At 69.3% G+C, this 20,829-nt stretch carries 22 protein-coding genes; 12 read left to right on the plus strand and 10 right to left on the minus strand.

The genetic code is table 11. The features are described 5' to 3' along the window. Positions 1-3: 3 nt before the first annotated feature. Positions 4-531: a DUF962 domain-containing protein gene (locus FB600_RS31845; protein WP_096750312.1), complete on the minus strand. Its 528-nt coding sequence runs from the start codon at positions 529-531 to the stop codon at positions 4-6. Positions 532-605: 74 nt separating this feature from the next. Between FB600_RS31845 and FB600_RS31850 the strand changes: the two genes are divergently transcribed. Further along, a complete protein-coding gene (locus FB600_RS31850; RefSeq protein WP_046577383.1) occupies positions 606-1,313 on the plus strand; it encodes a Crp/Fnr family transcriptional regulator in 708 nt (235 codons plus the stop codon). Between the two features lie 131 nt (positions 1,314-1,444). After that, positions 1,445-2,227 (plus strand): 5'/3'-nucleotidase SurE, encoded by a 783-nt coding sequence (surE, locus tag FB600_RS31855; RefSeq protein ID WP_145757963.1) that lies wholly within the window; start codon positions 1,445-1,447, stop codon positions 2,225-2,227. Between the two features lie 53 nt (positions 2,228-2,280). On the opposite strand, the gene FB600_RS31860 is transcribed toward surE, so the two are convergent. Beyond that, positions 2,281-3,189, minus strand: coding sequence for an AraC family transcriptional regulator (locus tag FB600_RS31860; protein WP_046577388.1), 909 nt, complete (start codon positions 3,187-3,189; stop codon positions 2,281-2,283). Positions 3,190-3,333: 144 nt separating this feature from the next. On the opposite strand from FB600_RS31860, the gene FB600_RS31865 reads away from it, so the two are divergent. Then, positions 3,334-4,059, plus strand: a complete 726-nt coding sequence (locus FB600_RS31865; RefSeq protein ID WP_096750309.1) for an SDR family oxidoreductase — start codon at positions 3,334-3,336, stop codon at positions 4,057-4,059. A gap of 72 nt (positions 4,060-4,131) precedes the next feature. Here the strand turns inward: FB600_RS31865 and sodB are convergent, their stop codons facing one another. Then, positions 4,132-4,710, minus strand: a complete 579-nt coding sequence (gene sodB, locus FB600_RS31870) for a superoxide dismutase [Fe] (protein WP_013699174.1) — start codon at positions 4,708-4,710, stop codon at positions 4,132-4,134. A gap of 263 nt (positions 4,711-4,973) precedes the next feature. Beyond that, the gene (gene xseA / locus FB600_RS31875; protein WP_096750308.1) at positions 4,974-6,356 is read right to left on the minus strand and encodes an exodeoxyribonuclease VII large subunit; all 1,383 of its coding nucleotides are present in this window, start codon (positions 6,354-6,356) and stop codon (positions 4,974-4,976) included. Between the two features lie 519 nt (positions 6,357-6,875). Here xseA and lpxK point away from each other — a divergent pair. From lpxK to FB600_RS31900, 5 genes are all read left to right on the plus strand, one after another. After that, the gene (lpxK, locus tag FB600_RS31880) at positions 6,876-7,901 is read left to right on the plus strand and encodes a tetraacyldisaccharide 4'-kinase (protein WP_145757962.1); all 1,026 of its coding nucleotides are present in this window, start codon (positions 6,876-6,878) and stop codon (positions 7,899-7,901) included. Beyond that, positions 7,882-8,088 (plus strand): Trm112 family protein, encoded by a 207-nt coding sequence (locus tag FB600_RS31885; RefSeq protein WP_013699177.1) that lies wholly within the window; start codon positions 7,882-7,884, stop codon positions 8,086-8,088. The genes lpxK and FB600_RS31885 overlap by 20 nt, the downstream gene beginning before the upstream one ends. A gap of 92 nt (positions 8,089-8,180) precedes the next feature. Next, positions 8,181-8,972, plus strand: coding sequence for a 3-deoxy-manno-octulosonate cytidylyltransferase (gene kdsB / locus FB600_RS31890; protein ID WP_098153656.1), 792 nt, complete (start codon positions 8,181-8,183; stop codon positions 8,970-8,972). A gap of 208 nt (positions 8,973-9,180) precedes the next feature. Beyond that, complete coding sequence (gene adk, locus FB600_RS31895; RefSeq protein ID WP_096750307.1) at positions 9,181-9,843, plus strand: adenylate kinase; 663 nt, start codon at positions 9,181-9,183, stop codon at positions 9,841-9,843. Positions 9,844-10,003: 160 nt separating this feature from the next. After that, positions 10,004-10,762, plus strand: a complete 759-nt coding sequence (locus tag FB600_RS31900; protein ID WP_096750306.1) for an SDR family NAD(P)-dependent oxidoreductase — start codon at positions 10,004-10,006, stop codon at positions 10,760-10,762. A gap of 112 nt (positions 10,763-10,874) precedes the next feature. Here the strand turns inward: FB600_RS31900 and FB600_RS31905 are convergent, their stop codons facing one another. Both FB600_RS31905 and murJ read right to left on the minus strand, forming a co-directional pair. Continuing rightward, on the minus strand, positions 10,875-11,717 hold the full coding sequence (locus FB600_RS31905) for a SirB1 family protein (RefSeq protein ID WP_145757961.1): 843 nt from the start codon (positions 11,715-11,717) through the stop codon (positions 10,875-10,877). 8 nt (positions 11,718-11,725) lie between these two features. Then, entirely contained in the window at positions 11,726-13,456 is a 1,731-nt protein-coding gene (gene murJ, locus FB600_RS31910; RefSeq protein WP_373421835.1) for a murein biosynthesis integral membrane protein MurJ, read from the minus strand. Positions 13,457-13,582: 126 nt separating this feature from the next. Here murJ and rpsT point away from each other — a divergent pair, with 126 nt between their 5' ends. Beyond that, positions 13,583-13,858 carry a 30S ribosomal protein S20 gene (gene rpsT / locus FB600_RS31915; RefSeq protein WP_013699183.1) on the plus strand — a complete coding sequence of 92 codons (276 nt, stop codon included), beginning with the start codon at positions 13,583-13,585 and terminating at the stop codon, positions 13,856-13,858. Between the two features lie 228 nt (positions 13,859-14,086). Here the strand turns inward: rpsT and FB600_RS31920 are convergent, their stop codons facing one another. After that, positions 14,087-14,410 (minus strand): DUF3579 domain-containing protein, encoded by a 324-nt coding sequence (locus FB600_RS31920; protein ID WP_096750305.1) that lies wholly within the window; start codon positions 14,408-14,410, stop codon positions 14,087-14,089. Between the two features lie 522 nt (positions 14,411-14,932). On the opposite strand from FB600_RS31920, the gene argF reads away from it, so the two are divergent. Further along, entirely contained in the window at positions 14,933-15,862 is a 930-nt protein-coding gene (gene argF, locus FB600_RS31925; protein ID WP_025098210.1) for an ornithine carbamoyltransferase, read from the plus strand. Between the two features lie 100 nt (positions 15,863-15,962). On the opposite strand, the gene murB is transcribed toward argF, so the two are convergent. Further along, the gene (murB, locus tag FB600_RS31930) at positions 15,963-17,060 is read right to left on the minus strand and encodes a UDP-N-acetylmuramate dehydrogenase (RefSeq protein ID WP_233630547.1); all 1,098 of its coding nucleotides are present in this window, start codon (positions 17,058-17,060) and stop codon (positions 15,963-15,965) included. A gap of 155 nt (positions 17,061-17,215) precedes the next feature. On the opposite strand from murB, the gene FB600_RS31935 reads away from it, so the two are divergent. Further along, complete coding sequence (locus tag FB600_RS31935; protein ID WP_025098212.1) at positions 17,216-17,701, plus strand: YajQ family cyclic di-GMP-binding protein; 486 nt, start codon at positions 17,216-17,218, stop codon at positions 17,699-17,701. 86 nt (positions 17,702-17,787) lie between these two features. Here the strand turns inward: FB600_RS31935 and plsY are convergent, their stop codons facing one another. Together plsY and ybaK are read right to left on the minus strand one after the other, a co-directional pair. Continuing rightward, positions 17,788-18,414, minus strand: coding sequence for a glycerol-3-phosphate 1-O-acyltransferase PlsY (gene plsY, locus FB600_RS31940; protein ID WP_098153653.1), 627 nt, complete (start codon positions 18,412-18,414; stop codon positions 17,788-17,790). A gap of 116 nt (positions 18,415-18,530) precedes the next feature. Further along, entirely contained in the window at positions 18,531-19,022 is a 492-nt protein-coding gene (gene ybaK / locus FB600_RS31945) for a Cys-tRNA(Pro) deacylase (protein ID WP_017920651.1), read from the minus strand. A 140-nt stretch (positions 19,023-19,162) separates the two neighbouring features. Here ybaK and FB600_RS31950 point away from each other — a divergent pair, with 140 nt between their 5' ends. Continuing rightward, positions 19,163-20,776, plus strand: a complete 1,614-nt coding sequence (locus tag FB600_RS31950) for a class I adenylate-forming enzyme family protein (protein WP_227742914.1) — start codon at positions 19,163-19,165, stop codon at positions 20,774-20,776. The last annotated feature ends 53 nt before the right edge of the window (positions 20,777-20,829 follow it).

A 20,829-nucleotide genomic window follows, 5' to 3' on the forward strand; every position in this document is an offset into this window, starting at 1 on the left:
GGCTCAGGCGCTCGCGCCGCGCGGCCCGTGACGCTGCGGGCCCGAGCGTCGTTCGATCTCGTCGCGCAGCGCGCGGCGCAGGCCCATCGCGAACGCCACCTCCGCCACCACGAACAGCGGCCCGATCGCCAGGCCGATCACGTCGTCGACGAAGGCCGGCTTGCGGCCCTCGAAGGCGTGGCCGACGAACTGGATCACCCAGCCGAGCAGGAACAGGCCGATCCCGGAACCGAGCCAGAGCGCGGTACTCCCACCGGCCAGCGCGCGTGCCAGCCACAGCGTGAGCGCCAGCAGCACGCTCATGGCCAGGCCGAAGCGCAGGTCGAGCCGCAGGTAGTAGATCGCGATGGCCACCGTCACCAGCAGCGCCGGGGTCAGCGCGATGCCCGCCGGCATGCCCGCCACCGGCCGCGACAGCAGCACGGCCACGGCGAGCACGATCATCGGGATGCCGAACAGGTGTGTGAGGATGTTGCGCGTATCGCGGTGATACGCGGCGTAGTTGGCGAGTTGATCGGTCAGTGTCTTCATCGTGTCTGCCTCCTTGACGAGCGCTATCATGCGTCTTGCCCAGCGCCTACGCTGTCAGCTACCCGACATCCCCCATGCCCGCGCCGCCCGCCGACCTGCTCCCCCGACTCGACGCGAACCCCTGGTTCCGCGCACTGCCCGACGCGCTGCGCGCGAGCCTGCTCGATCTCGCCACGCCGCGCGAACTCGCCGCCGGCGAGACCCTGTTCCGGCGCGGCGACCCGCCCTGCGGCCTGTACGCCGTGCTGTCCGGCGCGCTGAGCATCGGCGCGGTCGATCCGGACGGACGCGAGGCCCTGCTGACCGTTCTCGAGCCGACCACCTGGTTCGGCGAGATATCTTTGTTCGACGGCCAGCCATGCACGCACGATGCGATTGCCGTGGAGAACACACGACTTTTGCATCTCGCGCAAGCTGCACTGCAGCAAGTGCTCGAGGCCGAACCGCGCTACTGGCGACACTTCGGGCTCCTGATGGCGCAGAAGCTGCGGCTGTCGTTCCTGACCGTGGAGGCGATCAGCGTGATGCCGGCCGCGCAACGGCTGGCCGCGCGCCTGCTGATGATCGCCGAGGGTTATGGCGGGATCAGCACCGGCCACACGCGGATCCGGCTCTCGCAGGAGAAGCTCGCCGCGCTCGCCTCGCTCACGCGCCAGACCACCAACCAGCTGCTCAGGGAGCTGGCCGCGCGCGGCATCGTGCGGGTGCAGGTCGGCGAGATCGAGATCCTCGATCGCGACGCGCTGCGCGCCGCCAGCGGCGAGATCGGCCGCGCGCTCTGAGCGCGAGCCGGCGGGCCGAGCGCGCCTCGCGATCCCGAGGCGCGGAACTTGTTGGCATGGCCGCTTCGCAACACCACGCGCCGCGCGCGCCGTGTATCTTCTCATCCACTCTTCCAGCGAGGCCTCGAACGATGTCGCCAGCCAGCCCGATCTTCCAACGCATCCTGCTCACCAACGACGACGGCTACGACGCGCCGGGCCTCAAGGTGCTGGAGGAAGTCGCCGCCACGCTGGCGCGCGAGGTCTGGGTGGTCGCGCCGATGGCCGACCAAAGCGGCACCTCGCATTCGATCAGCCTGCACGAGCCGCTGCGCGTGCATCGCGAGGGCGAGCGCCGCTTCGCCGTGCGCGGCACGCCGGGCGACTGCGTGGCCGTCGCGGCCGGCCATCTGATGCGCGAGGCGCCGCCCGAGCTGGTGCTCTCGGGCATCAATCGCGGCGCCAACCTCGGCACCGAGACGGTGTTCTCGGGCACGGTGGGCGCCGCGATGACGAGCATGCTGCTCGGCATCCCCGCCATCGCGCTGAGCCAGGCCTTCGCCGATCGCAACGCGGTGCCCTGGAGCACGGCCGCCGCGCACGCGGCCGGCGTGATCCGCCAACTGGCGCAAGCCGGCTGGGAGCGCGATGCCTGCCTGAACGTGAACTTCCCGGCGGTGGCCGCCGACGCGGTGGGTTCGCTGAAGGTGACGCAGCAGGGCATCGGCCTGCTCGGCGGCATCGAGGTGGTGTCGCGCACCGATCCGCGCGAGCTCGACTATCACTGGCTGCGGCTCAGCCGCGGCCCGCGCGACGATGCGCCCGACTCGGAAACCGCCTCGCTGCGCGCCGGCCATGTGACGGTCACGCCGCTCAAGTTCGAGCGCACCCACGATACGGCCCGCGCGCGGCTCGCGCAGAAGCTGGCGGGCTGAGCGGCGCGGCCACGCTCATCGGCGCTCGCGACATGCTCGCCCGCCGGCGAGCGTCACGGGCCGGCCGCGGCCTCGTCGAACACGGCGGCGGCCGAGCGCAGCCGAGCCACGTCCTGAGCCGGCGACGCGCCGAATTGTCGGGCGTATTCCCGCGAGAACTGCGAGGCGCTTTCATAACCGACCGCGAAGGCCGCCTCGGTGACGGCGCGGTTCTCGATCATCAGCAGCCGGCGCGCCTGCTGCAGCCGGACGATCTTCTGGTATTGCAGCGGCGCCAAGGTCGTCACCGCCTTGAAGTGCCGATGAAAGGTCGCCAGGCTCATGCCGGCCAGCTCCGCCAGTTCCTCGATACGCAAGGGCTGGTCGTAGCGCGTGCGAATGCGGGCGACGGCGCGCCGGATCCGGTACAACCGGCCATCCGCGCGCGCGATCTGGCGCAGCACGCGCGCATGCGGCCCCTGCAGCAGACGGAACAGGATTTCCCGCTCGATCAGCGGCGCCAGGGCCGGAATCTCGGCGGGATGGTCGAGCAGGCGGATCATGCGGACCCAGGCATCGAGCAAGGCCGCCGAGACCGGCTCGACGGCAAAACTAGCGCCCGCGTCCCCGTCGCGCGCGTCTGGCAGGTGCGCAAGCAGCTCGGTGACGATCGCCGGCTCGAAAACAAGGCCGATCGCCAGGTAAGGCCGCTGCCGGCTGGCCTCGACGATGCGGCCCGTGGCGGGCACCTCCACCGCCGTCACGAAACAATTGCCCGGATCGTAGTCCAGCACCCGGTCGCCGACGATCACGCGCTTCGCGCCCTGCACGACCAGGCAAAGCATCGGTTCGTACAGCCCCGCCAGCGGGCCCGTGGCGGCCTGTCCGCGCGACAGCGACACGCGCGCGATGGCCGTGTCGGTCCGGCGTCCCTGCGCGTGGCGCAGCAGCCCCTCGCGCAATTCGGATAGATATCGTTCCATGCAGCGAGTATGGTTCGCCACCCTCACCCCCACAAGCTCGGCACCGGGCGATTGAGAGAATCGGGCAAGTCATTGACAGGATCGGAGGCGTGCCGCGCGGGTCGTCCTCCTAGCATGGGAGCACTTTCCCAAGGAGGTCCCCTCATGCACGATCGACACACCGCCCTCGTGACCGGCGCGAACAAGGGCATCGGACGAGAAATCGTCCGGCAACTGGCAGGACGCGGCTACACCGTCTGGATGGGATGCCGCGACGCGCAGCGAGGAGAACAAGCCGTGCAGGAATTGAAGCAAGCCGGCATGGATGTGCACCTGCTCGAGATCGACGTGGCGGACGACGAGAGCGTAGCCCGGGCGGCGCGCGCCCTGGCCGGGCAGACCGACCATCTCGACGCGCTGGTCAACAACGCCGGCATCCTGGGGCCGCGGGCCCATGCGCTGAAGGAATCGGCGACGCAAATGCTGTCGACCTACCAGGTCAACGTGTTCGGCGCGGTGCGGGTGACCCAGGCGTTCCTGGGCCTGCTGAAGGCCGCGCGTTGCGCGCGCGTCGTGAACGTCAGCAGCGGGCTCGGCTCGCTCACCCTCACGTCCGATTTCACCGGTCGCTACAGCGGCTTCAACCACCTCGGATACAACAGCTCGAAAGCCGCGCTCAACGGCGTGACGGTCTCGCTCGCCAATGCCTTGCGCGAGTTCGGCATCAAGGTGAACTCGGCGGACCCGGGCTACGTGGCCACCGACCTCAACGATCACGCGGGCCCTCGCACGGTCGAGCAGGGGGCCACGCCCGCGGTGCGGCTCGCGACGCTCGACGAGGATGGCCCCACCGGGCGGTTCTTCGACGAATACGGCCCGCAGGCCTGGTAGCGCAGCCGGCGGCTTGAAAATGAAAAAGCCCTCGCGAGGAGGGCTTTCGAATCGAACGGAACCTGCCGTGACTTACGCGAAGTTCTTCGCGGCGAAGTCCCAGTTCACGATGTTCCAGAACGCTTCGACGAACTTCGGACGTGCGTTGCGGTAGTCGATGTAGTAGGCGTGTTCCCACACGTCGATCGTCAGCAGCGGCTTGGCGTCGGTCGTCAGCGGCGTGGCGGCGTTGCTGGTCGAGACCAGGTCGAGCGAGCCGTCGGCCTTCTTCACCAGCCAGGCCCAGCCCGAACCGAAGGTGCCCACGGCCGTCTTCGTGAAGGCTTCCTTGAAGGCGTCGAACGAACCCCACTTGGCGTTGATCGCGTCGCCCAGCGCGCCGGTCGGCGCACCGCCGCCCTGCGGCGAGAGGCTGTTCCAGAAGAAGGTGTGATTCCAGATTTGCGCGGCGTTGTTGAAAATACCGCCCGACGACTTCTTCACGATCTCCTCGAGCGAGAGGTTCTCGAACTCGGTGCCCGGGATCAGGTTGTTCAGGTTCGTCACATAGGTCTGGTGGTGCTTGCCGTAGTGGAACTGGATCGTCTCTGCCGAGATGTGCGGAGCGAGCGCGTCTTCAGCGTACGGCAGCGGCGGGAGCGTATGAGCCATGGCGATTCCTTTGAAGTATGTGGGGGACTAGGGCCTGCAGAGCGTCCGATTGTAGGCGAGACCGAATAACCCCGCAAACTCGCGGGTATTCGAAATCGCCCGCCTCCGTCCGACCGGCAGGGATGGTGCGATAACGGCGAGACGCAAGATCGGCGCCCGGGTTCGACAGTTTCCCGATATCCGGTATCACGCTCGCTGCATGATGGAGACGAGCATGAATCGGTCCCGTGAATGCGGCATGTCGCGAGCCGTCGCGCCGAGACTCAGAAGTTCTCGTCCAGGCGCGGCTGCACGTCGGCCAGCGAGACGTCGGCGCTGCCCTCGGCCAGGTGCACGGTCAGGCGGCGCTGCGGTTTCAGCGCGCCGGGCGCGCGCACCGCGCGGCCGGTCTGGGTGTCGATCAGCGCGGCGTAACCGCGTTCCAGCGTGCGTTGCGGGCTCAGCACCTCGAGCCGCGCCGCGCAGCCCGCCACGCGCGCGGCGGCGCGCTCGTGGCGATGGCGCAGTGCCACGCCCAGCCGCTGCGACCAACCCGTCACCGACAGGCGCGCGGCCGCCACGTCGGGCCGCGTGCGCTGCCAGCGCAGCATCACCAGCGCGAAACGCGCGCGCGCATCGCGCACCGGCCGCGCGCCGGCCGAGGCCAGCCGCACCGCGAGCTGCTGCAGATGGGTGCGCTGGCGCGCCAGGCGCTCGGCCGGACTGACCAGCCGGCGCGCCAGCCAGTCGAGCTGCTGGGCGCGCGCCTCGAGCCCGCGCCGCAGGCCGCGGCGCAGCTCGGCCTGGCGCTCGCCCAGCTCGCGCAGCAGCAGCGCGCGCTGGGGGCTGACCAGTTCGGCCGCGCCGGTCGGCGTCGGCGCGCGCAGGTCGGCGGCGAAATCGGCAATGGTGAAATCGGTCTCGTGGCCCACGCCGCTGACCACCGGCAGCTCGCTGGCGGCGATCGCGCGCGCCAGCGCCTCGTCGTTGAAGGACCAGAGATCCTCGATCGAGCCGCCGCCGCGGCACACGATCAGCACGTCCACCTCGCGGCGCGCATTCGCCGTCTGCACCATCGCGGTCAGCTTCTCGGCCGCGCCGGCGCCCTGCACCGGCGCCGGGTAGACGATCACCGGCAGGTGCGGGGCGCGCCGCGCCAGCGTGCTCAGCACGTCGCGCAAGGCGGCCGCCTGCAGCGAGGTGACGATGCCGATGGCGCGCGGGAAAGCCGGCAGCGCGCGCTTGCGCTCGGCCGCGAACAGGCCCTCGGCCTCGAGCTCGGCCTTCAGGCGCAGGAAGGCCTCGAACAGCTTGCCCTGCCCGGTGCGCCGCACCGCCTCGACGCTCAGTTGCACCTCGCCGCGCGGCTCGTACATGGTGACCAGCGCGCGCACTTCGATGCGGTCGCCCTCGCGCGGCGTGAACGGCGCGTGCTGGGCCCGGCCGCGGAACATCACGCAGCGCATCTGCGCGTCCTTGTCCTTGATCGAGAAGTACCAGTGGCCGCTCGCGGCGCGCGTGAAATTCGACACTTCGCCCGATACCCAGCACAGCGGGAAGGCGCGCTCGAGCATCGAGCCGATCGCGCGGTTCAGCGCGGAGACGGGGATCACGCCGTCGCCGGCGTTCGCGCCGCCGGGGCCAGGCAGGTAGGGATCGGATTGCATTGCGTGAGGAGGATGAGGGAGCGGGCACACGATAGCGTCGCCGCGCCGCCCCGGCAAGCCTCGCGACCGGCATGGCGCGCGGCCAGACGAAGTGTCCACATCCGCGCCGGATCAGGGACAGAGACGCAACAAAGCTCTCAAAAACCCTTAAGAAATCCGTCAAGTCCTTGATTTTGCTTGCTTTATTTGTGACATATTGTGACAGGAGGCCGATCGGAAGGCCGCCGTGCGGGCCTTTGCGCCGATCGCGAGGCCAGTTTTTCACAGACTTATCCACAGCCGCGTCGATCCGTCCACAGGGCTGGGCGACTTGCCGCGCGCGGCGACACCGCGCTAGAGTGCCGCCTTTCGGAGCACGCCCGAGCCGCCTGGTCGGCCGTTCGGGCGCGCGCCTGCCTCGCCCCACCGGAGAACCTCGTTGACCGCTTCGTCCGCTCACGCTTCGCCACGGTCCGCCGCGTCGGCAGTTCGTCCGTCCGTCATGGCTCCGTGCTCGCGCCGCGCCGGCGCCACCGCCCGATGAGCCGCGGCGACCTGGGCGCGCGCCTGGAGGCCACGCTGGCGCGCGAATGGCAACGGCGCGGCCCGCTGGCCTGGGCGTTGACGCCGCTGGCCGCCGTGTTCGGCGGCATCGCCGCGCTGCGCCGCCTGGCCTTCGCGGCCGGCTGGAAGCCGATCGTCGACACCGGCCTGCCGGTGGTGGTGGTCGGCAACGTGACGGTGGGCGGCACCGGCAAGACGCCGACCGTGATCGCCCTGGTCGAGGCGCTGCGCGCCAACGGCTTCCATCCCGGCGTGGTGTCGCGCGGCTACGGCGCCGAGATCCGCGAGCCGACCGAGGTCGCGCCCGATTCGCCGGCCTCGCGCGCCGGCGATGAACCGCTGCTGATCGCGCGCCGCACCCAGGCGCCGGTGGTGGTCTGCCCGGACCGGGTGGCGGCGGTCCGCGCGCTGGCCGCCGCGCATCCCGAGGTAGACGTGGTGGTCAGCGACGACGGCCTGCAGCACTACCGGATGGCGCGCCGCGTCGAGCTGGTGGTGTTCGACCACCGGCTCGGCGGCAACGGCTTCCTGCTGCCGGCCGGCCCCTTGCGCGAGCCGCTGTCGCGTCGGCGCGACGCCACCCTGGTCAACGATCCCTACAGCCGCGCGCTGCCGCCCTGGCCGAACACCTACGCGCTGCGGCTCGCGCCCGGCGACGCCTGGCATCTCGACGAGCCCTCGCGACGCCGCCCGCTGGCCCAGTTCGCCGGCGAGCGGGTGCTGGCCGCGGCCGGCATCGGCGCGCCCGAGCGCTTCTTCGCGACCCTGCGCGCGGCGGGCCTGGCCCCCGCCACGCGGGCCCTGCCCGACCATTACGCCTACGCCGAGAACCCCTTCGCGCACGACGATGCCGAGGTGATCCTGATCACCGAGAAGGATGCAGTAAAATTGGGCGCTTCCTGGCGCGATGCCCGACTCTGGGTCGTCCCTGTCGAGGCCGCGCTCGATCCCCGCCTTATCGCTCTCGTTGTGGAGAAACTCCGTGGACGCTCGCCTGCTTGAAATCATCGTGTGCCCGATCTGCAAGGGCCCGCTCCAGCATGACCGCGCCGCGCAGGAATTGATCTGTCATGCCGACAAGCTGGCCTATCCGATTCGCGACGGCATCCCCGTGATGCTGGTCGACGAAGCGCGACAGACCGTCGAGGGCACGCCCGTCGACCCTGCCGGCCCCGCCGCCACGCACTGAGGCGCCGGCCGAACACCGGCCAGGTGCCCCGCTCGCGCCCGCCCCCGTGGCGGGCGCGGCGCTTTCGAACCCGTTCGCTCCCGATCCCATCGATGACCACTCCGTCGCCCTTCATCGCCGTCGTGCCGGCCCGCCTCGCCTCCACACGCCTGCCCAACAAGCCGCTCGCCGATATCGGCGGCAAGCCGATGGTGGTGCGCGTGGCCGAGCGCGCGCGCGAGGCCGGCGCGGCCCGCGTGCTGGTGGCTTCCGATGCGCCCAGCGTGCTCGAGGCCGCGCAGGCGGCCGGTTTCGAGGCCCTGCTCACGCGCGCCGACCATCCCTCGGGCACCGATCGCCTGGCGGAGGTGGCCACCGCGCTGGCGCTGCCCGACGACACGATCGTGGTCAACGTGCAGGGTGACGAGCCCCTGATTGACCCGACGCTCGTCCGCGACGTAGCGTCGCACCTTGCAACGCACCCGGATTGTGCAATCGCAACTGCCGCGCATCCGATCCATGATCCGAAGGAAGTGTTCAATCCGAACGTGGTGAAGGTCGCGCTCGACGCGAAAAGCGTCGCGCTGTATTTCTCGCGCGCGCCGATCCCCTGGTCGCGCGATGCCTGGCAGGCGCACTGGCCGGCCGTCGAAACCATGCCCGGGCCGGCCTTCCCGGCCTATCGGCACATCGGGCTGTATGCCTATCGCGCGCGTTTCCTGCGCAGCTACCCGGGCCTCGCGCAGGCGCCGATCGAGCAGGCCGAGCAGCTCGAACAGCTACGCGCGATGTGGCACGGCGAGCGAATCGCCGTGCTCGTCACAAAATCAGCCCCGGCACCGGGCGTCGATACCCCCGCCGATCTGGCTCGCGTGCAGGCCCTTTTTCGGTCGACCGAAAAATAAGCCATGGCATAATCGGACGACTGTGCGAGCCCTCAGGCGCCGCCCACGTTGAGTCGCGCTCGCCCGCTCCCCCGCCGGCAGCCGCGCCGGCCCCGCCGCCGGCGCCGCCGTCAGACCGGCCGGAGCCTGTCGTTCGCAGCCGACCCGCGGGCCGCGCGCCGATGTGATCCCCTCGCGCCACACATTCACGAAACTTGGAGATATCACCATGCGTTTGATCCTGTTGGGCGCTCCCGGCGCCGGCAAGGGCACCCAGGCCACCTTCATCAAGGAAAAGTTCGGGATCCCGCAGATCTCGACCGGCGACATGCTGCGCGCGGCCGTGAAGGCCGGCACGCCGCTCGGCGTCGAGGCGAAGGGCTACATGGACGAAGGCAAGCTCGTGCCGGATTCGCTGATCATCGGGCTGGTCAAGGAGCGCCTGAAGGAAGCCGACTGCCAGAACGGCTATCTGTTCGACGGCTTCCCGCGCACCATCGCCCAGGCCGACGCCATGAAGGACGCCGGCGTGGCGATCGACTACGTGCTCGAGATCGACGTGCCCTTCTCCGAGATCATCGAGCGCATCAGCGGTCGTCGCACCCACCCGGCCTCGGGCCGCATCTACCACGTGCGCTTCAATCCTCCGAAGGTCGAGGGCAAGGACGACGTGACGGGCGAGCCGCTGATCCAGCGCGACGACGACAAGGAAGAAACCGTCAAGAAGCGCCTGGACGTGTATGAAGCGCAGACCAAGCCGCTGATCAGCTATTACGGCGACTGGGCCGAGCGCGGCGAGGAAAACGGCCTGCAGGCGCCGGCCTATCGCAAGATCTCGGGCCTGGGCAGCGTTGACGAAATCCGCCAGCGTGCCTTCGACGCGCTGAAGTAAGCACGCCGCGCCACGCGCGAGCGTCAAGGGCCGCCCCTCGCCGGGCGGCTTTTTTTCGTCCCGTGACCGAGAAACGCACGATCGTTCGCTTCACGCCGCCGTCGCGCCGCCTTCCGTACAATCGACCGGGATCGCCAATAACAAACCAACGGGAGCAAGGATGGAACTACGCGACAACGTGTTTCTGATCACCGGCGGCGCCTCGGGGCTGGGCGCGGGCACCGCGCGCATGCTGGCCGGCGCGGGCGCCAAGGTGGTGCTGGCCGACCTGAACCGCGAGGCCGGCGAGGCGCTGGCCCGCGAGCTGGGCGGCCTGTTCACGGCCTGCGACGTGACGCGCGAGGACGACGCCAAGGCCGCCGTGGAAGCGGCCACCGGGCTCGGCACGCTGCGCGGCCTGATCAATTGCGCGGGCATCGCGCCGGCCGCGAAGACGGTCGGCAAGGACGGCCCGCACGCGCTGGACCTGTTCGCCAAGGTGGTCTCGATCAACCTGGTCGGCACCTTCAACATGGTGCGCCTGGCGGCCGCGGCGATGTCGGCCAATGCGCCGGCCGCCTCGGGCGAGCGCGGCGTGATCATCAATACCGCCTCGGTGGCCGCCTTCGACGGCCAGATCGGCCAGGCCGCCTACGCCGCCTCGAAGGCCGGCGTGGCCGGCATGACGCTGCCGCTGGCGCGCGACCTGTCGCGCAACGCGATCCGCGTGATGACGATCGCACCCGGCATCTTCGAGACGCCGATGCTGCTCGGCATGCCGCAGGAGGTGCAGGACGCGCTCGGCGCGATGGTGCCGTTCCCGCCGCGCCTGGGCAAGCCCGAGGAATACGCGATGCTGGCGCGCCAGATCCTCGAGAACACCATGCTCAACGGCGAGGTGATCCGCCTCGACGGCGCGATCCGGATGCAGCCGAAGTAAGCACGCGGCCTGCCCGCCCGATGCGACGACGCCCGCGATTCCCGATGAGGGAATCGCGGGCGTCGTTCATGATGCGGGCCCCGGCGACGGCTCGGTTCTGCCCGGCCCTGTCTCAGTCCTCGTCGCCGCGCCGCATGCGCTGGCGCAGCTCGCTCAGTTGCGCCTCGACGATGGTCGCGTCGACCGCCTCCGGACATTCGTCGAGATACATCTCGAGATCCTCCAGCGCGGGACGCAGGTAGTCGAGCCGTGCGTAGGCGAAACCGCGGTCGCGCACCTCGTCGAGCTGGCCCGGCAGCAGCACCACCAGCCGCTGCTGGACCGCCAGCAGGCGCTGCCAGCGCTCGGTCTGCAGGTAGATCGCCTTCAGGTTGTTGAGCATGCGGGCCAGCACCTCGCGGCTGGTGGCCGGCTGCAGCAGCGCGCGCAGCGTGCTGGCCATGGTCTGCTCGGGATGGGCGACGTAGGGCTCCAGCATCTCCACCAGGTCCGATTCGGACAGCGAACGGCCGGTGGTCGGATCGATCATCGCGTCGCCGTCGGGCAGGCTCGCGCGCAGCAGGAAATGGCCGGGGAACGACACGCCGCGCACTGACAGCCCGATCTGCCCGGCCAGCTCCAGGTAGATCACCGCCAGCGAGATCGGGATCCCGCGGCGGCGCTTGGCCACCATGTTCAGGTAGCTGTTGTCGGGATCGTAATAATCGTTGTGGTTGCAGGCGAAGCCGAGCTCGCGGAAGAAGAAGTCGTTGAGCGCGTCGACCTTGTCGCGATCGCTCGTGCCGGTGCGCGCGCGCCGGCGAAAGCGCAGCACCAGCGCGTCCAGCTCGGACAGCACGGCCTGCATGTCGAGGTCCGGGTAGGCATCCTGCGCGAGCGAGAGCGCGGCCTCGGTCAGCGGCAGGCTGTCGTCCTCGGCCACCAGGGTGCTGAAGAAATCGAGTACTCGGGTCATGGTGTTCGTCATTTGGCGCGGCGGCGGAAATACGCGTACTTGAAGCCCATCAGCCACAACATACCGAAATATAGTGCGGCGAACAGGATCAGGCTCGCGGCCGTCAGCGCGATGCGCGCCAGCGGCTCGGCGCGCAACCCGGTCCAGTCGAAGCTGATCGCGAACCAGTGCATCACGCCGGCCAGCACCAGCGAGGCGCCGAGCAGTTGCAGGAAGAAGCGCGGCCAGCCCGGCGAGGGCTGGTAGATGCCGCGCCGGCGCAGCCCGATGAACAGCAGCAGCGAATTGAGCGAGGCGCCCACGCCGATGCTCAGCGTCAGGCCCGCATGGCCGAGGATCGGCACGAACACGTAGTTCGACAACTGGGTGACGATCAGCACCACGATCGCGATCTTCACCGGCGTCTTGATGTCCTGCTTGGCGTAGAAGCCCGGCGCGAGGATCTTGATCAGGATGATGCCGACCAGGCCGATGCCGTAGGCGGCCAGCGCCCGCGCCACCATCTCCACCGTGTGCGCGTCGAACTTGCCGTAGTTGAACAGCGTGGCGGTGAGCGGCTCGGCGAATACCAGCAGGCCCAGCGCGCTGGGCGCGGCGAGCAGGAAGGTCACGCGCAGGCCCCAGTCGAGCAGCGCCGAGTACTCGGTCGCATCGGCATCGACGTGCGCCTTCGACAGGCTCGGCAGCAGGATGGTGCCGAGCGCCACGCCGAGCAGCGCGGTCGGGAACTCCATCAGGCGGTCGGCATAGTTGATCCAGGACACCGCGCCCTGCCCGAGCCGCGAGGCGATATTGGTGTTGATGATCAGCGAGAGCTGGGCCACCGAGACCGCGAAGGTGGCCGGCACCATCTTGGCCAGCACGCGCTTGACGCCCGGGTGGGCCAGCGCGCGCCAGGGGTTCAGGCCGATGCGCGGCACCATGTCGATGCGCTTCAGGCCCGGCCACTGCACCATGAACTGCAGCAGGCCGCCGACGATCACGGCCCAGGCCAGCGCGTAGACCGGCATCTTCAGGTGCGGCGCCACGAAGGCCGCCGCGCCGATGAAGGAAACGTTCAGCAGCACCGGCGCGAAGGCCGGCAGCGAGAAGTTCTTGTAGGTGTTGAGCACGCCCGAGGCCAGCGTGGTCAGCGAGATGAAGATGATGTACGGGAACATGATCCGCGTCATCGTCACCGCCAGCGGGAAGGCCTGGCCGTCGGCGCGCAGCCCCGAGGCCACCGCGTAGACCACCCAGGCCGCGCCGGCCACCCCGGCCAGCGACAGCAGCGCCAGCGCCCAGGCCAGCACGGTGGACATCGCGTCGACCAGCGCCTTGGTCGCGTCGTGCCCCTTCTGGTTCTTGAACTCGGCGAGGATCGGCACGAAGGCCTGCGAGAACGCGCCCTCGGCCGACAGCCGGCGCAGCAGGTTCGGGATGCGGAACGCGACGTAGAAGGCGTCGGTATATTGGCTGGCGCCGAACGCTCGCGCGATCAGCGTCTCACGGGCCAGACCGGTCACGCGCGACAAGAGCGTGAAGCCGCTGACCGTCAGCAGGGCTCGGAATAGATTCATGGGGCGCTTATTATACGGAAGGCCCGTTGGGTTCCGCCCCTCGCGGCGGAAAAAGCCGCCGCCGCGGCAGCGTGCCGGCGAGGCGACGCCATCGTTCGCCGAGCTTGTCTTCGCCTTGATTTTGTTGCTATAATCGCCCGTTTCTGAGTCTGCATTCGCGCTGCGGTGATCATCGAGCACGTTGCCGGCCTCGGTGAAACCTATGTTTTTTGGGCCCCGGGCAATCGCTCTCGAGGGTCGGATCGAAAAGCAGCGCTTGGCCGTCAGGCTCCAAGCTCTGGAAACAGGACAGGATAAGGAACCGTCATGGCTAACTCCGCACAAGCACGCAAGCGCGCCCGCCAGGCAGCGAAGGCTAACTCGCACAACTCGGCGCTGCGCTCGAAATTCCGTACCGCCATCAAGGCCGTTCGCAAGGCGATCGACGCCGGCGATCAAGCCAAGGCAGCCGAGCTGTACAAGGCCGCCACCAAGACGATCGACACGATCGCCGACAAGAAGATCGTTCACAAGAACAAGGCTGCTCGCCACAAGAGCCGCCTGTCGGCAGCGGTCAAGGGCCTGCAGGCCGCCGCGCAGTAAATCCGGTGCGCCCGCGAATTTCGCGGGCCCCTGTTTCCTGCCGATCACGAAAAACCCGCCTTGGCGGGTTTTTTGTCGTTTACGGTTTTCGCGCCACCGTGCCGGTCATGCGTCATGCCGGAACCCGCGGCCGATGAGGCAAGCAAGCCGCCGGAAGTCGAATCGGGGAATCAAGGAAAAAGAGGCGCCGCGCGGGGAACGGGCAGCACGAGCGCCCGCCGCCGGCATTCAGGCCTTGTCGTGCTTGCCGAGCTGCAGTTCGCAAGCCTCGGTGACGACCAGCTCGTTGTCGCGCGCGAAGTTCATCACGAAATCGAAGGCCATCGGCTCGAGCTCGCGCAGGCGCGCGTCGACGATCACACATTTGACGCCGCCGACGATGGTCGGGCGCACGTACAGCGAATATTTCATATAGGCATTGCGCCCGCTGGCGCCCGGTCCGAACTGGGCCATCACGCCGGCAAGCCGTTCCGACCAGTCGCTGGGGCGAAACGTCTTCCCTTCTTTCGTGATGCCTTGAATGAAGAATTCGGTCGGGGGTGTTTCTGCCATGAAGGGTCCCAGGGGATGGGCCGACGGCCGGACGCTGCCGCGGCGGAAACGGGGCTCGGCCGCGCATGCCGGCTGCGGGATGCCGTGCCGCCCACGCTGCCCGCCCGATGATCGCCGCGAACGCGCCGGCGCACGCCTCCACACGCTTGCGCGCGGGCGCCGCCCGTACCCGGCAGCGTGATCCGCCGGACTTCGGAAAACCGCGGAATTATACCGCAGCGCCGCATCCAGCGGCGCCACGAGCGCGCCTTCCCGTGCCGGATTCCGCCCGGCTTCTCCTCTCGCGTCTCGTTCCGCTTCTCGTCCCGCTTCTCGCCATGTTCCGCTCGGCCGGGCGCCCCTGCCGGGCGCGCTCCGGCGCCCGTGCAGCGCGTCGACCAAGCCCTGCACGGGCACATCCGGCCCCGCCGGCGCGGCTCGTCAAAGCCGGGAAAATCCTTTATGCTGGGCTGGATTACCACCTCCCGACGGCGGGCGCCGTCCGGCACGGCGTGCCGGCTGCCTCCCGCCGCGTTTCGTTTCATGACCGCCAAAACCATTCGTCACTACCTGCAGTTCAAGGATTTCTCGCTGGAAGACTACGAGTACGTGCTCGAACGCACGGGTATCCTGAAGCGCAAATTCAAGAACTACGAGACCTACCACCCGCTGCACGACCGCACGCTGGCGATGATCTTCGAGAAGAACTCGACGCGCACGCGGCTCTCGTTCGAGGCCGGCATCTTCCAGCTCGGCGGCCACGCGGTGTTCATGAGCACGCGCGACACGCAACTCGGGCGCGGCGAGCCGGTCGAGGATTCGGCGCAGGTGATCTCGCGGATGGTCGACATCATCATGATCCGCACCTTCGAGCAGGACATCATCCAGCGCTTCGCCGACAACTCGCGCGTGCCGGTGATCAACGGCCTGACCAACGAATACCATCCCTGCCAGGTGCTGGCCGACATCTTCACCTACTACGAGCACCGCGGCCCGATCCGCGGCAAGACCGTGGCCTGGGTGGGCGATGCGAACAACATGCTCTACACCTGGATCGAGGCGGCCAAGATCCTCGGCTTCAAGCTGCGCCTGTCCACGCCGCCCGGTTACGCGCTCGACATGAAGCTGGTCGACGCGGACAGCGCCTCGGCCTACGAGATCTGCGCCGATCCGAACGAGGCCTGCCGCGGCGCCGACCTGGTCACCACCGACGTGTGGACCAGCATGGGCTTCGAGGCCGAGAACGAAGTGCGCAAGCAGGCCTTCGCCGACTGGTGCGTGGACGAGGAAATGATGGGCTTCGCCAATCCCGACGCGCTGTTCATGCACTGCCTGCCCGCCCATCGCGGCGAGGAAGTGACGGCCGGCGTGATCGACGGCCCGCAGAGCGTGGTCTGGGACGAGGCGGAGAACCGCCTGCACGTGCAGAAGGCGCTGATGGAATTCCTGCTGCTCGGCAAGCTCAACCACTGAGCCCGGCCCGGCCGGCGCAGCAAGCGAAAAGCCCCGCGACGCGGGGCTTTTTCATGTGCCTTGCGGGGTGAATCGCCGGCGCGACCGGCGCCAGGCGCGCTCAGATCGCGACCGGCTCGGCTTCGAGCTCGACGCCGAAACGCGCGCGCACGTCGGCCTGGATCGCGCGCGCCAGCGCCAGGATCTCGGCGCCGGTAGCGCCGCCGCGATTGACCAGCACCAGCGCCTGGCGATCATGCACGGCCGCCGCGCCGAGCGCGCGGCCCTTCCAGCCGCAGCGGTCGATCAGCCAGCCCGCCGCCAGCTTGACGCGCCCGTCCGGCTGCGGATACGAGACCAGCTCCGGTTCGCGATGCTGGAGTGCCGCGAACTGCCCGGCCTCGATCACGGGATTCTTGAAGAAACTGCCGGCATTGCCGAGCACGGCCGGGTCCGGCAGCTTGGCGCGCCGGATCGCCACCACCGCGTCGAACACGTCGCGCGGTGTCGCCTCGGCCGGCGCGATGCCGCGCGCGGCGAATTCGCGCGAGACATCGGCGTAGTTGCAGCGCGGCGTCCATCGCTTGGGCAGCCGGAACGTGACCGAGACGATCGCGAAGCGGTCCCGCGCGGCCTGCTTGAACACGCTGTCGCGATAGCCGAACGCGCAGGCCGCGGCATCGAATTCGACGATCTCGCCGGTAGCCAGCTCGACCGCCTTCAGCGATGCGAAGCGTTCGCGCATCTCGATGCCGTAGGCGCCGATGTTCTGGATCGGCGCGGCGCCCACCGTGCCCGGGATCAGCGCGAGATTCTCGAGCCCCGGCATGCCGGCATCGAGGGTCCAGGCCACGAACTCATGCCAGTTCTCGCCGCCGCCGGCTTCCACGTACCATGCCTCGTCGTCCTCGCGCAGCAGCGCGCGGCCGCGCACGCCGTTGATCAGCACCAGCGCGTCGACGTCGCCCGTGAACACCACGTTGCTGCCGCCGCCGAGCACCAGCACCGGCAGGCCGGCTGCGCGCGGGTCGCGCGCAGCGGCGGCGAAGCCGGCCGGCGTGTCGACGCGCGCCGCCCAGCGCGCGCGCACGGCAAAACCGAAGCTGTTGTGCTCGCGCAGCGGGTAATCGGGCAGCAGCACCGGCGCGCCGGCCGCCTCCAAGGCGGGAGCGGACGGAAGCGGCGGAACGGCGGCGGAAGTGGAAGCGGAATCGGACATCGGCGGCAGGGGGCGCGGCGTTCGCGGGTCGCGCCGACGTGAGCGGCGGCCTTGGGCAAAACGCGGGGGCATCGGTAAAATGGCGGTCGGTCCGCAATTATAGCGAGTGGCCGCGCACGCATTGCGCGGCCCACATGTTTTACAGGGAGAACAGCATGCCATCGTTCGACGTCGTTTCCGAAGCGAACATGATCGAAGTGAAGAATGCCGTCGAGCAGTCGAACAAGGAAATTTCGACGCGCTTCGACTTCAAGGGCTCCGACGCGCGCGTCGAGCACAAGGAACAGGAGCTGACCCTGTTCGCCGACGACGATTTCAAGCTCGGCCAGGTCAAGGACGTGCTGATCGGCAAGATGGCCAAGCGCAATGTCGACGTGCGTTTCCTCGACTACGGCAAGGTCGACAAGATCGGCGGCGACAAGCTCAAGCAGGTCGTCACGATCAAGAAGGGCGTGACGGGCGACCTGGCCAAGCGCGTGGTGCGCACCGTCAAGGACAGCAAGATCAAGGTGCAGGCCAGCATCCAGGGCGATGCGGTGCGTGTGTCGGGCACCAAGCGCGACGACCTGCAGAGCGTGATCGCGCTGCTTCGCAAGGAAGTCGCCGACACGCCGCTGGACTTCAACAACTTCCGCGACTGATCGAACCCGATCCGCCGGCAAGACCGACGGCGCGCGGCACGGGCATCCCCCGCCGCCGCGCGCCGTTTTTCATGGGCATGGCCGTATCAGGCGCCGCTCGACGGCTCGGCCGGCTTCTTCTTGTCGCCGATCCGGCTTTCCTGGCCCTTCAGCAGCTTCGAGATATTGGCGCGATGGCGCCAGATCAGCAGCAGGCTCATGGCCAGCACGGCCCAGGCGACCGGATTGTCGCGCGTGCCGAACAGCCAGACGTCGAAGATCGGCGCGAACACGGCTGCCACCAGGGCCGCGAACGAGGAATAGCGGAAGCAGAACGCGATCACCAGCCAGCTCAGCAGGGTGGCGACGCCGAGCGCCGGCGAGATCGCCAGCAGCACGCCGGCGGCCGTGGCCACGCCCTTGCCGCCCTGGAAGCGAAAGAAGATCGGGTAGAGGTGGCCGAGGAACACCGCGATCGCGGCCAGCGCCACGCCGATCTCGCCGCCGATCGCGAAGTGCCGCACCAGCCAGACCGCCAGCCAGCCCTTGAAGGCGTCGCCGAGCAGGGTCAGGATCGCGGCCTTCTTGTTGCCGCTGCGCAGCACGTTGGTGGCGCCAGGGTTCTTCGAGCCGTAGGAACGCGGATCGGCGAGGCCCATCAAGGCGCTGACGACGACGGCGAACGACACCGAGCCGATCAGGTAGGCAGCGATGGTAGCGATCAGAATCTGCATGGGGAGGTTCGATTGTTTCGACGAAGAAGTGAACGGGGCGCCGCCGCCGGGCCAGCCCGGCGCCGCGCGGCGCCCATTCTACCGAAGCGGGCCGGCCCCGGTTCCGGGTGAAACCCTCAATCGACGCTGGCGCACTGCACCGGTTTCGCGCCGAGTACGTCGGTCAGCACCGCCGGCGCGAGGCTCAGCAGGTAGCCGCGCTTGCCGCCGTTGATGAGGATCGAGGGCAGCTCGAGCACGCTCGACTCGACGTAGACGGGCATCGCTTTTTTGGTGCCGAACGGCGAGGTGCCGCCCACCAGGTAGCCCGAATGACGGTTCGCGACCTCGGGCTTGCAGGGCTCGACGCGCTTGGCGCCGATCTGCCGCGCCAGGTTCTTGGTGGAGACGGTGCGATCGCCGTGCATCAGGATCACCAGCGGCCTGGCCTGCTCGTCCTCCATCACCAGGGTCTTGACCACCGCGTGCTCGTCCACGCCGAGCTGGCGCGCCGATTCGCCCGTGCCGCCGTGCTCGACGTAGTCGTAGGTGTGCTCGCCGAAGGCCACGCCCTGGCGGCGCAGCCATTGCGTGGCGGGGGTTTCGGAGACATGTCGGGATTTGCTCATGGGCGCATTTTAATTGCGAGCGCCGCGAAGCACTATTGTCCGTTCGGCAGATTGCCCCGCCCCGGTACGCGTGGCAGGATCGACACCTTATTGAACATCTTCAGCAAGGCCCTGCGACCCGGCCTGTTTCCGGAGCCACGATGCCCGCTTCTCTGCCCGTTTCTCTGCCCGCTTCCCAGTCGTCCCCGCCCCCGCCGCTCCCCGCCCAGCTCGACATCGAGGCGCTGCTCGCCGCCCTGCCCGCGCGCATCGCCGAGCTGCCGCGCCGCATCGCCGCGCACACGCCCGAGCACCCGGCGCTGGTCGAGGACGCGCGCCGGCTCAGCTACGCCGAGCTGGTGACGGCCATCGACGCGAGCGCCGCGCAACTGCGCGCGCTCGGCGTGCGCGGCGGCGATCGCGTGATGATCGTCGCCGAGAACAGCATCGCGCAGATCGTGCTGCTGTTCGCCGCCGCCACGCTCGACGCCTGGGCGCTGCTCGCCAATGCGCGGCTGTCGGCGGCCGAGCTCGATGCGATCGCCGCGCACGCGCGGCCGCGCGCGATCGCCTTCGTCACCGCCACCTCGCCCGACGCGGCCGCCCACGCTGCGCGCCACCGCGCCCTGCCGGCCGCCGCCGGCGAGCCCGACATCGGCACCTGGGCGGTGGCGCTCGATCCCGGCACCCACGCCGAGGCGGTGGACACCGAAGGCGCGCGGCAATGCGCGGCGCTGATCTACACCACCGGCACCACCGGCACGCCCAAGGGCGTGATGCTGTCGCATCGCAACCTGCTGTTCGTCGCGGCCGTCTCCAGCACGCTGCGGCGGGTGAGCGCGAGCGACGTGGTCTATACGGTGCTGCCGGTCTCGCACGTCTACGGGCTGGCCTCGGTCTGCCTGGGCAGCCTGTGCGCCGGCGCGACCCTGCGCCTGGCGCCGCGCTTCGTGCCCGAGGCGGTGCGCCGCGCGCTGGCCGACGAGCGCGTGACCATCTTCCAGGGCGTGCCGGCGATGCACGCGAAGCTGCTCGATCACCTGCAGGCTCACGGCCACGCCTGGCAGGCCCCGCAACTGCGCTTCGTCTATTCGGGCGGCTCGCCGCTCGACGCGGACCTGAAGGCGCGGGTCGAGCGCGTCTACGGGCTGCCGCTGCACAACGGCTATGGCATGACCGAAAGCAGCCCGACCGTCGCGCAGACGCTGCTGGAGGCACCGCGCGGGGATTGCTCGGTGGGCATGCCGATTCCCGGCATCGAGGTGCGGCTGGTCGATCCCGAGCTGAAGCCGGTGCCGCCCGGCGAGGTCGGCGAGATCATGGTGCGCGGGCCGAACGTGATGCTCGGCTATTACCGCAACCCCGAGGCCACGCGCGCGGCCATCACGACCGAGGGCTGGCTGCGCACCGGCGACCTGGCACGGGCCGCCGCTGACGGCGCGCTGAGCATCGCCGGCCGCAGCAAGGAGCTGATCATCCGCTCCGGCTTCAACGTCTATCCGGCCGAGGTCGAGCATGTGCTGAACGCGCATCCGGCCGTGGTGCAGTCGGCCGTGATCGGTCGGGCGGTGCCCGGCAACGAGGAGGTGCTCGCCTTCGTCGAGCTGACACCGGGCGCCGCGCTCGCCGCCGACGAGCTCGACGCCTGGTGCGCGGCCAGGCTCGCGCCCTACAAGCGGCCCGCGCGCATCGTCGCCGTCGAGGCGCTGCCGGCCGCCTCGACCGGCAAGGTGCTCAAGCACCGGCTGCGCGAGCACGCGGCCTATAAAGACTGAAGGACTGAACGGGGCGGATCGAAGCCCGGGGAGACTGGCGACCGGCAGGGCGG

The organism is Burkholderia sp. SJZ089 (assembly GCF_007828315.1).
Classification (GTDB): Bacteria; Pseudomonadota; Gammaproteobacteria; order Burkholderiales; family Burkholderiaceae; genus Burkholderia; species Burkholderia gladioli.